Genomic DNA, 11,984 nt, shown 5'->3' on the forward strand with positions numbered 1-11,984 from the left:
TGTTATGAGACGAGAACTTGCCATCGAATTTTCCCGTGTGACCGAAGCGGCGGCGCTGGCTGGCTACAAATGGCTGGGACGCGGCGATAAAAATACCGCGGACGGCGCGGCGGTCAACGCCATGCGTATCATGCTCAACCAGGTCAACATTGACGGCACCATCGTGATTGGCGAAGGCGAAATCGACGAGGCCCCGATGCTCTATATCGGCGAGAAAGTCGGTACCGGCCACGGCGATGCGGTAGATATCGCCGTCGATCCGATTGAGGGCACGCGCATGACGGCGATGGGTCAGGCGAACGCGCTGGCGGTGCTGGCGGTCGGCGATAAAGGCTGTTTCCTGAATGCGCCCGATATGTATATGGAAAAACTGATTGTCGGTCCGGGCGCCAAAGGGGCAATTGATCTCAATCTGCCGCTGGCGGATAACCTGCGCAACATCGCGGATGCGCTGGGTAAACCGCTTGGCGATCTGACCGTGACCATTCTGGCAAAACCGCGTCATGACGAGGTCATCGCAGAGATGGCCAAACTGGGCGTACGCGTGTTTGCCATTCCTGACGGCGACGTCGCGGCCTCAATTCTGACCTGTATGCCGGATAGCGAAGTCGACGTGCTGTACGGGATTGGCGGCGCGCCAGAAGGCGTGGTATCCGCAGCGGTGATCCGCGCGCTGGACGGCGATATGCAGGGTCGTCTGCTGGCGCGCCATGATGTGAAAGGCGACAGCGAAGAAAACCGCCGCATTGGCGAACAGGAACTGGCGCGCTGCAAAGCAATGGGCATTGAAGCGGGCAAGGCGTTATGCCTGGGCGACATGGCGCGTAGCGATAACGTTATTTTCTCCGCGACCGGCATCACGAAAGGCGATCTGCTGGAAGGAATTAGCCGGAAAGGCCATATTGCCACGACGGAAACGCTGCTGATCCGCGGCAAATCACGCACCATCCGCCGCATTCAGTCGATCCACTATCTTGATCGTAAAGATCCGGATGTGCAGGCGCATATCCTCTAGCGCATTTGTTAGTTAGAGCCTTCCAGCCTCGCGGGGCTGGAAATCTTTCTCCTGACGAACGAAGATAAGGTTAGCGATTCAGAACAGGAGAAAACCATGGCCGATTGGGTAACAGGTAAAGTCACTAAGGTGCAAAACTGGACTGACGCACTGTTCAGCCTGACCGTTCACGCCCCCATTAATCCTTTTACTGCAGGCCAATTTACCAAACTCGGACTGGAGATCGATGGCGAGCGCGTTCAGCGCGCGTATTCCTATGTCAATGCGCCTGACAATCCGAATTTAGAGTTTTATCTGGTGACGGTGCCGCAAGGAAAGCTCAGCCCGCGGCTGGCGGCGCTAAAACCTGGCGATGAGGTGCAAGTGGTCAGCGACGCGTCGGGTTTCTTTGTACTGGATGAAGTGCCTGACTGCGAGACGCTATGGATGCTGGCGACCGGAACCGCTATTGGCCCGTATTTGTCTATTCTGCAATATGGCCAGGATGTCGCGCGCTTTAAAAATCTGGTCTTAGTCCACGCCGCACGCTTCGCCGCCGATTTAAGCTATCTGCCGCTAATGCTGGAACTGCAACAGCGTTATGAAGGCAAGCTGCGCATCCAAACGGTGGTCAGCCGGGAGAGCGTGCCAGGCTCGCTTACCGGACGCGTGCCAGCGCTCATTGAAAACGGCGAGCTGGAAAAAGCCGTTGGATTGCCGATGGATAAAGAGACCAGCCACGTCATGCTGTGCGGGAACCCGCAGATGGTGCGCGATACGCAGCAACTGCTGAAAGAGACCCGACAGATGACTAAACATCTGCGCCGCCGACCGGGGCATATGACGGCTGAACATTACTGGTGATGTTTTACCGAATGGCGGCTGGGGCTTATCCGGCCTGCAAATCATCACCAATCTGTAGGCCCGGTAAGCGTCAGCGCCACCGGGCAAATTACGGTTTACCGCCCGTTTACGGTTCTGCTTTAAACTTCACGCCCTGTGTCGCTTTCCCAAACTTATTTTCCCCCTGAACACCGACAAACGCGCCCAGATCGATAAGCATCATCACCAGGATCAGCGTCGGAATAAATCGCCCGACGACCCACTGCCACATCCCCGGCAGCATCACCCAGTTTCCGGCCAGCAGCATCCACGCCAGAATCATCAGCAACGCCCACGCGCCGGATCGCCCCCGGTCATGCAGACGTTTGACCATGACGGCGGCGGTCGGCCACAGCAGGCACACCAGGCAAAATGCCGCCGTTTGGATATCAAGCAGGTTTTTCCCCGCCAGCGAAAATAGCGCCAGCATCCCGGCAAACCAGAGGCCGATCCAAATCCAGAAATCACGGCGTCCGATACGCCCTTTAAATGAGAATAACCATTGCTGTATGGTCATGTAAGTTCCTTATATTTTGCCTTCCGCTACAGTTTACCCTTTTGACAAGCCCGACAGTTATCGTTTTAATCGTGAGCAGTCCTAACGAAAGGTAAGATTGATGAAGCCAGGATGTACTCTGTTTTTACTGTTGTTTTCTGCTCTCACCGCCAGCATAACGGCGCACGCGCAGCTCTCTTCATCGACCACGACAGCGCCCTATCTGCTGGCGGGCTCGCCAACCTTTGATCTTTCTATTAGCCAGTTTCGTGAGAACTTTAACCGCCAGAATCCCGATCTGCCGCTCAATGAATTTCGCGCCATTGAGAATAGCCGCGATAAGGCGAATCTGACCCGCGCCGCCAGTAAGATTAACGAAAATCTGTATGCCTCCACGGCGCTGGAGCGCGGTACGCTCAAAGTGAAAAGTATGCAGATTACCTGGCTGCCCATTCAGGGGCCGGAACAGAAAGCGGCGAAAGCGAAAGCGCTGGAATATATGGCCGCCATTATTCGCACTGTCGCCCCGTTACTGACAAAAGAGCAAAGCCAGAAAAAACTGCAAAAGATGCTTATCGCCGGTAAAGGTAAACACTATTACGCCGAGACCGAAGGCGCGGTACGTTATGTTGTCGCAGATAACGGCGAAAAGGGGCTGACCTTCGCGGTTGAACCGATTAAGCTGACGTTATCTGAAAATCTGGAAGGGGCGAATTGATGACAAAAAGCAAAGCCTTTCCGGGGATGAATCTCTATACTGTTTCACAGACCATGCTGCTCTGACGAGCGGCCATCTTCCTTAATTCGCTGACTAAGCGTGGAGAAATGAAATGCGACATCCTTTAGTGATGGGTAACTGGAAACTGAACGGCAGCCGCCACATGGTAAACGAACTGGTGGCTAACCTGCGTAAAGAACTGACGGGCGTAGCAGGCTGCGACGTGGCAATCGCTCCGCCGGAAATGTATATCGATCTGGCGAAACGCGCTGCTGCCGGCAGCCACATCATGCTGGGCGCGCAGAACGTTGATCTGAATCTGTCTGGCGCATTCACCGGTGAAACTTCGGCTGAAATGCTGAAGGATATCGGCGCGCAGTACATTATTATCGGCCACTCCGAGCGTCGTACTTATCACAAAGAATCTGACGAGCTGATCGCCAAAAAATTCGCCGTACTGAAAGAACAAGGTCTGACGCCGGTACTGTGCATCGGTGAAACCGAAGCGGAAAACGAAGCGGGCAAAACAGAAGAAGTATGCGCACGCCAGATCGACGCGGTACTGAAAACGCAGGGCGCGGCAGCCTTTGAAGGCGCGGTTATCGCTTACGAACCCGTATGGGCGATCGGTACCGGTAAATCTGCAACTCCTGCGCAGGCGCAGGCAGTGCACAAATTCATCCGTGACCACATTGCTAAAGCTGACGCGAAAATCGCTGAACAGGTTATTATCCAGTACGGCGGTTCTGTTAATGCCTCCAACGCCGCCGAACTGTTCGCGCAGCCGGACATCGACGGCGCACTGGTAGGCGGCGCTTCTCTGAAAGCTGACGCCTTCGCGGTGATCGTGAAAGCAGCAGAAGCTGCTAAACAGGCTTAATTGCCAATCAATGTCTGATGGCGCTGCGCTTATCAGGCCTACCAGCCGAGTGCTTATGTAGGCCTGATAAGGTAAAGCCGCCATCCGGCATTTATGCTGTGGAGGGTAAGAAAGTAGTATCCCCGGCAACCTTAAACATCGCCCTCCAGCTCCGCGTATTCTCAACCAGCCGATCATCACGAAATAACGCACTACCAGAAACAACACGATCGATGCCCTGTGCAATCAGCGAAGGCAACTGATCCTGCGTTAACGACCCATCAATAACGATAATTTTACCTTCGCGTTTATCACCAAGTAGACAGAGAAGCTGCGCCACGCGCTCGTGCAAATCACTGGAGCGCATTTTACTGCCGTATCCAGGGTTTACTGCCAGTAGTTGAATAACCTCAACGTCGCTCAGAATGGGGATAATGACATCCAGAGGCGTTGCCGGGCATAAACTAATCCCCCGGATCACCGGCATTTCACCGCCAATAACGGGCACGGTCTGCTGACCAAGCCAGCTTAGCGTATGATGCAGATGAATATCGCCTTCAGCCTGAAGCGTGATGCAGTGTGCGCCCGCCTTCACGCAGGCTTGCGCCGCCGTCCATTGATCCGCTACCATCAAATGAACATCTTTGATAAAGGTTTGCGGCAGTTGCCCAACTGCCCATGGCCCAACGGTAAACTGCGGGCAAAATTGACCATCCATCAAATCCAAATGCAACAGCGGCTGGTTTAGCGCTTCCAACTGTTGCAGATAGCGATGCAACGCAATCCACTGCCCTGCCAGAATACCCACACTAAGCGGATATGACGCTAACAATGCCACACATGCTTCGCGCGTTAATCCGGCAAACTGGCTGTTCATGAGCGCTCCTTAAGGCATCAAACCCATAAAAACTTTTTTTGTCCGCGGACCGGTCATCAACGGTTCAAGCTGCTCCACGCAAGTTTTGTAGTGTGGCGTTGTCTTGTGAAAAGCGACGGCCTGTTCATCAACGTAGGCTTCATAAATATAAAATCGCGTAAGCACCTGCGGATCCTGCAGAACATCAAAACGCAAGTTACCCGGCTCTTTAATTGAGCCCAGATGATTCTGCCGAAAAACATCGATAAATTGTTCAACCTTGTCATCATGAACGTTAATTTCAACCAGCGTAACGTGCATCATTAACCCCCTGATTATTCCAAATAAAATAACAGTCATCCCCATCTCCTCGCATCGGTAAAAGATGGGGAAGCGATCTCATTTAACTTTTCTCACTCAAAAACAGCTCATAAGCACGCTCTGCTGTTTCGTTATGATGAACGACAGCATGTACCGCTTTAATCATGGCTACCGGATCTTCTGACTGGAATATATTACGCCCCATATCTACGCCAGAAGCCCCCTGGTCAATCGCCTGATAGCACATTTCCAATGCTTCACGTTCAGGCAGTTTTTTACCGCCGGCGATGACAATCGGCACCGGACAACCTGCCGCAATACGCTCAAAACCTTTATCGACATAATACGTTTTGATAATTTGCGCCCCCATTTCCGCAGCGATACGCGTTGCCAGTGAAAAATAACGCTGGTCGCGAGCCATATCTTTACCCACCCCGGTCACTGCCATTATTGGCATCCCGACGCGTAACCCGGCATCAATCAGTTGAATAATATTTTTAATCGACTGATGTTCATGCTCACTACCAATATAAACCTGTGCGGCAGCAGCACAGCTATTCAACCGCACAGCGTCATCCATCGCCACCGCAACCGCCTCATTGCTTAATTCAGTGAGAATAGAATTCGCCCCGGACGCGCGTAAAACGACTGGTTTATTGATTGCCGGAGGTACCACACTGCGTAATATGCCGCGAGTACACATTAAGACATCAGCATATTCAAAGAGCGGCGCAATATTGATATCAATACGCTCAAGTCCGGTTGTCGGCCCCTGGAAATATCCATGGTCAAAGGCCAGCATGACCGTTTTTCTGGTTTTGGGGTTAAAAATCCTCGCCAGTCTGGACTGCATTCCCCAATCCAGCGCGCCACAGCCTTTTAATGCGAACAAAGTGTTAGTTTGTGGTTTATCGGTGTGAAAATCTTTGCCATCTTTAATATCATCTAAATCAGCCATTCTTTACTCCGTCGATACATAACAGTTATCAGAAATCATATTTGTCGATATTGTCTTTGTTGAAAATGACACGCTCCGGCAATAACACAATGCCGTTACCTTTTGCCTCATAGTGATATCCCTGCTCACTATTAGGTGAAACGGTGACTTTGCCGATGCCGGGAATATCCAGTGAATCACCGACATTCATTGGCATATTTTTCAGCAACGCATTGGCGACATATACGGAAATTTTTCCCTGTTGGACGACATCCCACAGGCCAAACTCTTTAACAGTGCCGCGCTGAACATAAGGGCGCATTACATTCGGCGTACTAAAACCAACAATCGCGAGATTATTGCGTTTAAGGTTCTCCGCCGCCTGTGCCGCAGCAGGTAAAGCGTTAGCGTCAGGCGCGATGATGGCATCCAGATCGGGATACGCTTTGATGATACCTTCCGCCGTCTGGAGCGATTTCGTGGCATCGTTATAGCCAAACTGGGTAGTGACTATCTCCCACCCCGGATGTTCCTGGCTAATTTTGGCTTTAGCTTCTTTTACCCACTGGTTCTGGTCGGTCACCGTTGGGCTGGAATAGAAGAAAGCGACTTTCGCTTTCTCTTTGTCCACCTGATGAGCGGCCATCTCTACCAGCATGCTGCCGAGCTGTTTTGGCGTCCCTTGATTGATATAGTAAGAACGGCACTCCGGCTTGGTATCGGAATCCCAGGTTAATATTTTCACGCCTCTTTGCATTGCCCGCTTCAACGCCGGGCACAGGCCGTCAGGCGAAACGGCAGAAACGATAATGGCGTCATACCCCTGATTGACAAAGTTATTCACCAGTTGAACCTGGCCTGAGACGCTGGGCTCTGTAGGGCCATCGTAAGTTACGTCAATGCCCAGCGCTTTTCCCGCTTCCTGCGCGCCATTGCCGCCGCTGGTAAAAAAGCCCACGCCAACCAGCTTGGGAATAAAAGCAATCCGCTCTGCCGCCTGCACGGTCATTGCCGCAGATGCCAGACCAAACGCAGTGAGTAAGGCGATCATTTTAATGCTGTGTCTTGCCATTTTTTTCTCCATAAATTTCAAAAGGAAATCATGCCTGATGCGCATTGCGACGGCGTGAGTACCATTCAAGGATTTGGTGACGATGCAAACTGACGGAACGACCAACGACAACAACAATGAGAAGCGCACCGGACAATGCGCTGGAAATTTGATTCGGCACTCCGGCCATCTGTAGCCCCTGCTGTAAAAATCCCACCAGCAGCGCCGCCAACGCGGACCCCATAATCGACCCGGAGCCGCCATAAATATTGGCGCCTCCCAGCACAACCGCCGTAATGGCCGGCATCAGGAAAGAGGCGCCCAGATCCGAACGTGCGGAGCCAAAGTAAGAAACCAGTAATACGGCGGCGATCGCGGAGGCGCATCCGGTCATGGCATACACGGTATACAACGTGCGATTCACCGGGATCGCGCTGTACTGCGCGACACGGGCGCTCTGGCCAATCAGGAAAACGTTGCGTCCCATATGCGTGCGATGCATGAGCAGCCAGAAAAACAGACAGCACACAAGAAAAAAAATAAGCGGCATGGGAATACCAAGAAATGAAATATTGGCAAAGTCAGTGAACGCTGTGGGAAATCCACCAATACCTTCATAACCCGTGGCGCCAGCCATACCAGATAACAATAATGCGCTACCACCAAATAAATACATGGTTCCCAGGGTAATCACCAACGGGTTTACGCCGGTATAAATAATAAGTCCGGCATTTATCAGCCCACATATTGCGCCAAGTAGTAGGGTAATAATAATCGCTAAAGGTAGCGGCATACCGAGCTGAAACAGCACACCCAGGGTAATCGCGCATAGCCCGATTGTAGAACCAAATGAAATATCCATACCACCGCTGACAATAACCATTGTTAGCGGCAAAGCGACAATACCGATACAAATAAAATCGCTAGTGCTAAAAAGTAAGACATTAATATCTAATAAACGTGGATTAATCACACCGAAAGCCAGAATTTCAAAGATCAATAAGGCTGCCAGCGCAATTTCCCAGCTATAGCGTCGCCATGGATTCATCATGCCACCTCTTTGTTTTTATTCTGTTGTGCGTGCGTTTTTGCTTCCGCCTGTAGTGGAGTGGGTGGTGATATAAAACGGGCATATTTCTGGCGGCGCAGATTGCGTTGTAATGCGCAACGCAGCCGCCCATCGAATACCAGTACGCCCAACAATACCAGGCCGGCAATAAAATCGTTCCACCAGGCGGGGATACGCAGCAGCACTAACACACTATCGATTTGCGTAAGAAAATAAGCGCCGAGAATAGCGCCGATGACCGTGCCTGACCCACCTAACAGGCTAATTCCCCCCAATACGCAGGCCGCGATGGCTTTCATTTCCAGCCCCGTGCCGGTTTGATTGGGAATGAAGCCAATCTGCGAGGCAAACACGATTCCAGCCAATGCCGCCATACCGCCATTAAGTGAAAATGCCATGATGCGTACCATCTCGGTACGGACACCCAATTGCCGGGCGCCCTGCAGGTTATCTCCGGTGGCGTAAAAATTGCGGCCAAAGGCGGTTTTCGCCAGGAGCCAGGCCATAAGCAGCGCTAACACCAGGGTAAACCAGCCGATTGCGGAAATTCCCAGAAACACCGGAGCAGAGAGTTGCTTTAAGCCTGCGGGTAATCCTTCAATCCATTTCCCCCCTGTCCATAGCAGCATGATCCCACGATACAAGCCCAGCGTTCCCAGCGTGGCGACAATGGCGGGTATCTTCAACCAGGCAACCAGTACGCCATTAAAAAATCCGGCGACAATTCCTAATATTAGTGTGGCCAGGCAGGCGACCGGCAGGCTATAGCCGGCGTTTAACATCACTCCCAGCAATACCGCGCACATGCCTGTCGTCGAGCCCACCGATACATCAATATTGCGGGTGAGCATTACCATCGTCGCGCCAATCGCCAACAGCATCAAAATTTGCGCGCTACTGAAAACCATTGTCAGCGTTTGCACGCTCAAATACTGGCTATCCAGCGCGCCAGGAAACACGAATAAACAGACTATTGCCAGCAGCGCCGTCGCTTCCCGATTATTTTGGATGAATTTCAACATGTTGCCTCCGACGCACCATGTTCGCCAAACGCAACGTGCATGATGGTATCAACGTTAATTTCCTCGCCGCATAACGCAGGCCCCCCCAGTTCCCCCTGGTGCATGACATATACGCGATCGGCCATCTGCTCTATCTCTTCCAGATCGGAGGAAATAAACAGCACCGCGACATTTTGTTGCGCGATACTGCGCAACAGCTGATAAATATCGCTGCGGGCGGAGACATCGACACCGCGGGTCGGTTCATCGACAATCAGTAATTGCGGAGAGGCTTCCAGGCATTTGGCAATCAATACTTTTTGCTGGTTACCGCCGGATAAAGTACGCGCCGCCTGTTCGGCATTATTGAGTTTGATATTTAACGCGCGGTGGTAACGTTCAAGGGTGGCGTTATCCCGCTGGGGCTTTATCCAAAATCCTTTTTGGTTGTGGGTCAGCGAACAGACATTCCATGCCAGGGAAGCGTCAAGATACAGCCCGGATGACTGCCGATCTTCCGGCAAATAGACCAGGCCGAGCTGCAACCGCTGTTGGGTTGTCAGGGCGTTAATTTCTTCACCATTGAACAGCATCCGCCCCGCATTGACCGGTCTAATACCGTACAGCGTTTCAGCCAGTTCTGTGCGTCCCGCGCCGACCAACCCGGCCAGACCAAGGATTTCGCCTGCCCGCACCTCAAGGTTGATATTCATAAAACCTTCGCCCGTCAGTGACTCCAGCGCTAATACCGTCGCGCCGCGTTCGTTCTGCGGGCGGCTGCCAGGCAATTCCAGCCACAACTTTTGACTCGCGGAAAGACTGACGCCCTGCGTTGCCGGGGTGATAGCTTGAATAATCTCGTCGGTAGAAAGGTCATGCGTTTTTCCGAATAATGCGATTTTACCGTCACGCATCACGCTAACGCAGTGAGCTAACTGTCTAATTTCTGGCAGCTTATGAGAAATAAATACAATTCCGACACCCTTTTTCAGCAACTCTTGCAGACGCGTAAATAACCGGTCAGTTTCGGCTGGCGTTAACGACGCCGTGGGCTCATCAAGAATTAAGATTCGCGAGTCGCGCATCAAGCCGCGCATAATTTCAACGATCTGGCGGTCTGCAACATCAAGCGTACCCGCAGCGCTCGCCGGATCGAGTTGGCATCCCATCGCCTTTAATAGCTGCTGCATTTTTTCCGTGGAGGCCTGACGTCCCTGCAAGCCAAACAAGATATTTTCCCGCACAGATAAACTCGGAAATAACAGAGGCTCCTGGGGAACCAGGTAAATGCCATACTGGTGCGCCTTCAGAGGCGTTAAATGACTGCAACGCACACCAGCAATATCGATAGTCCCTCCATCTGGCGGGACTATACCGGCAATAATCTTCATTAATGTTGATTTACCCGCACCATTGCCGCCAAGCAATGCGTGCACCTCTCCCGCATGCAGAGTAAAGTCAATTCCCTTTAGTACTTCGACGCCGGAATAACTTTTATAAATGTTCTGCACACAAATCAGAGGGGATGCAGTATTGTGACTGATTTGCATGTTGCCTCCGCTCCCTCAATGTTGACTGACGGGACTGAACAAATGTTTTTTGAAAAAGAAATTGTTCAAAACGGTAGTAGTTATTTGGTCAAAAAACTCTCATCCAGATCACGTTTTCTGAATAAATGAATTTTTAGATGATAAATGTTCAGATTTGACGCGTTTTTGTGGCGTTAATCACGGTTATTTCGGAGTGATAACTGAACAATTGTGTTAATGATTTAGAAATGTTCAAAGTAAAGCCAGGTTATGACAATGAGCGATAATACGTTGGTATCTGATTATGGAATGTGCGAAGAAGAGCAGGTGGCGCGTATTGCCTGGTTCTACTATCACGATGGATTGACGCAGAGTGAAATCAGCGAGCGTCTGGGGCTAACCCGGCTAAAGGTTTCTCGTCTGCTGGAGAAAGGGCATCAGTCCGGTATTATTCGCGTACAAATCAACTCCCGCTTCGAAGGGTGTCTTGAGTATGAAAATGCCTTGCGCAACCACTTCGCATTGCAGAATATCCGCGTGCTGCCGGCATTACCCGATGCCGATATTGGTCTGCGCTTAGGAATCGGCGCCGCCCATATGTTGATGGAGTCACTGCGGCCACAGCAACTGCTGGCCGTCGGCTTTGGCGAAGCCACGATGACCACATTAAAACGCCTCAGCGGATTTATCTCGGCGCAACAAATCCGACTGGTCACGTTATCCGGCGGCGTGGGGCCGTATATGACCGGAATAGGCCAGCTTGATGCCGCTTGTAGCGTAAGTATTATGCCCGCGCCGCTGCGCGCATCATCGCAGGAAATTGCCTGCACGCTGCGCAATGAAAATAGCGTGCGGGATGTGATGCTCACAGCGCAAGCTGCCGATGCCGCCATCGTGGGGATTGGGGCAATTAACCAGAAAGATCAAGCCAGTATCTTAAAATCCGGCTATATCACTCAGGGTGAACAACTCATGATTGGCCGCAAAGGCGCAGTAGGCGATATTCTGGGCTATTTTTTTGATGCTCATGGCGAAATTATTCCAGGCATCAAAATCCATAACGAATTAATTGGCCTGAAGTTAAATTCACTTTCCACGATCCCAACCGTGATTGGCGTCGCCGGCGGCGAACAAAAAGCAGAAGCTATTATTGCCGCTATGCGCGGTAACTATATCAATGCGCTGGTTACCGATCAGAAAACCGCAGGGAAAATAATTCAACTTATTGAAAAATAAAAAATAAAATAACACTTACCTCAATTCAATAAACA

13 protein-coding genes are annotated in these 11,984 nt (G+C 51.5%); 5 read left to right on the forward strand and 8 right to left on the reverse strand.

Annotated elements, in window-relative coordinates; all coding sequences use genetic code 11:
• Positions 1-4 precede the first annotated feature (4 nt).
• Both glpX and fpr read left to right on the forward strand, forming a co-directional pair.
• Positions 5-1,015 (forward strand): class II fructose-bisphosphatase, encoded by a 1,011-nt coding sequence (glpX, locus tag HV477_RS20200; protein ID WP_001250624.1) that lies wholly within the window; start codon positions 5-7, stop codon positions 1,013-1,015.
• Between the two features lie 96 nt (positions 1,016-1,111).
• Positions 1,112-1,858 (forward strand): ferredoxin--NADP(+) reductase, encoded by a 747-nt coding sequence (gene fpr, locus HV477_RS20205; RefSeq protein ID WP_000796303.1) that lies wholly within the window; start codon positions 1,112-1,114, stop codon positions 1,856-1,858.
• A 106-nt stretch (positions 1,859-1,964) separates the two neighbouring features.
• Here fpr and HV477_RS20210 read toward each other — a convergent pair whose 3' ends face one another.
• Positions 1,965-2,393: a DUF805 domain-containing protein gene (locus HV477_RS20210; RefSeq protein WP_000155239.1), complete on the reverse strand. Its 429-nt coding sequence runs from the start codon at positions 2,391-2,393 to the stop codon at positions 1,965-1,967.
• Between the two features lie 100 nt (positions 2,394-2,493).
• Between HV477_RS20210 and HV477_RS20215 the strand changes: the two genes are divergently transcribed.
• Entirely contained in the window at positions 2,494-3,090 is a 597-nt protein-coding gene (locus tag HV477_RS20215; protein WP_000802242.1) for a YiiQ family protein, read from the forward strand.
• A 112-nt stretch (positions 3,091-3,202) separates the two neighbouring features.
• Entirely contained in the window at positions 3,203-3,970 is a 768-nt protein-coding gene (gene tpiA / locus HV477_RS20220) for a triose-phosphate isomerase (protein ID WP_001216339.1), read from the forward strand.
• 91 nt (positions 3,971-4,061) lie between these two features.
• On the opposite strand, the gene HV477_RS20225 is transcribed toward tpiA, so the two are convergent.
• The 7 genes from HV477_RS20225 to lsrA form a co-directional block, all read right to left on the reverse strand.
• Entirely contained in the window at positions 4,062-4,826 is a 765-nt protein-coding gene (locus HV477_RS20225) for an epimerase (RefSeq protein ID WP_001088049.1), read from the reverse strand.
• A gap of 9 nt (positions 4,827-4,835) precedes the next feature.
• Positions 4,836-5,126 (reverse strand): (4S)-4-hydroxy-5-phosphonooxypentane-2,3-dione isomerase, encoded by a 291-nt coding sequence (gene lsrG, locus HV477_RS20230; protein ID WP_001738619.1) that lies wholly within the window; start codon positions 5,124-5,126, stop codon positions 4,836-4,838.
• An 82-nt stretch (positions 5,127-5,208) separates the two neighbouring features.
• Entirely contained in the window at positions 5,209-6,084 is an 876-nt protein-coding gene (lsrF, locus tag HV477_RS20235) for a 3-hydroxy-5-phosphonooxypentane-2,4-dione thiolase (RefSeq protein ID WP_000774147.1), read from the reverse strand.
• A gap of 28 nt (positions 6,085-6,112) precedes the next feature.
• The gene (lsrB, locus tag HV477_RS20240) at positions 6,113-7,135 is read right to left on the reverse strand and encodes an autoinducer 2 ABC transporter substrate-binding protein LsrB (protein ID WP_000090737.1); all 1,023 of its coding nucleotides are present in this window, start codon (positions 7,133-7,135) and stop codon (positions 6,113-6,115) included.
• Positions 7,136-7,163: 28 nt separating this feature from the next.
• Positions 7,164-8,165 (reverse strand): autoinducer 2 ABC transporter permease LsrD, encoded by a 1,002-nt coding sequence (gene lsrD, locus HV477_RS20245; protein WP_000981831.1) that lies wholly within the window; start codon positions 8,163-8,165, stop codon positions 7,164-7,166.
• Positions 8,162-9,205, reverse strand: a complete 1,044-nt coding sequence (lsrC, locus tag HV477_RS20250) for an autoinducer 2 ABC transporter permease LsrC (RefSeq protein WP_000911133.1) — start codon at positions 9,203-9,205, stop codon at positions 8,162-8,164. Before lsrC ends, lsrD begins: the two co-directional genes overlap by 4 nt.
• On the reverse strand, positions 9,199-10,734 hold the full coding sequence (gene lsrA, locus HV477_RS20255) for an autoinducer 2 ABC transporter ATP-binding protein LsrA (RefSeq protein WP_001167251.1): 1,536 nt from the start codon (positions 10,732-10,734) through the stop codon (positions 9,199-9,201). The genes lsrC and lsrA overlap by 7 nt, the downstream gene beginning before the upstream one ends.
• 255 nt (positions 10,735-10,989) lie before the next feature.
• Here lsrA and lsrR point away from each other — a divergent pair, with 255 nt between their 5' ends.
• On the forward strand, positions 10,990-11,949 hold the full coding sequence (gene lsrR / locus HV477_RS20260) for a transcriptional regulator LsrR (RefSeq protein ID WP_079899256.1): 960 nt from the start codon (positions 10,990-10,992) through the stop codon (positions 11,947-11,949).
• Positions 11,950-11,984: the final 35 nt, after the last annotated feature.

It is taken from the genome of Salmonella sp. SG203, assembly GCF_013350575.1.
Lineage (GTDB): Bacteria > Pseudomonadota > Gammaproteobacteria > Enterobacterales > Enterobacteriaceae > Salmonella > Salmonella enterica.

Coding starts and splice junctions, on each gene's coding strand:
- glpX (WP_001250624.1), top strand. CDS start 5: ATGAGACGAGAACTTGCCATCGAATTTTCCCGTGTGACCGAAGCGGCG.
- fpr (WP_000796303.1), top strand. CDS start 1,112: ATGGCCGATTGGGTAACAGGTAAAGTCACTAAGGTGCAAAACTGGACT.
- HV477_RS20210 (WP_000155239.1), bottom strand. CDS start 2,393: ATGACCATACAGCAATGGTTATTCTCATTTAAAGGGCGTATCGGACGC.
- HV477_RS20215 (WP_000802242.1), top strand. CDS start 2,494: ATGAAGCCAGGATGTACTCTGTTTTTACTGTTGTTTTCTGCTCTCACC.
- tpiA (WP_001216339.1), top strand. CDS start 3,203: ATGCGACATCCTTTAGTGATGGGTAACTGGAAACTGAACGGCAGCCGC.
- HV477_RS20225 (WP_001088049.1), bottom strand. CDS start 4,826: ATGAACAGCCAGTTTGCCGGATTAACGCGCGAAGCATGTGTGGCATTG.
- lsrG (WP_001738619.1), bottom strand. CDS start 5,126: ATGCACGTTACGCTGGTTGAAATTAACGTTCATGATGACAAGGTTGAA.
- lsrF (WP_000774147.1), bottom strand. CDS start 6,084: ATGGCTGATTTAGATGATATTAAAGATGGCAAAGATTTTCACACCGAT.
- lsrB (WP_000090737.1), bottom strand. CDS start 7,135: ATGGCAAGACACAGCATTAAAATGATCGCCTTACTCACTGCGTTTGGT.
- lsrD (WP_000981831.1), bottom strand. CDS start 8,165: ATGATGAATCCATGGCGACGCTATAGCTGGGAAATTGCGCTGGCAGCC.
- lsrC (WP_000911133.1), bottom strand. CDS start 9,205: ATGTTGAAATTCATCCAAAATAATCGGGAAGCGACGGCGCTGCTGGCA.
- lsrA (WP_001167251.1), bottom strand. CDS start 10,734: ATGCAAATCAGTCACAATACTGCATCCCCTCTGATTTGTGTGCAGAAC.
- lsrR (WP_079899256.1), top strand. CDS start 10,990: ATGAGCGATAATACGTTGGTATCTGATTATGGAATGTGCGAAGAAGAG.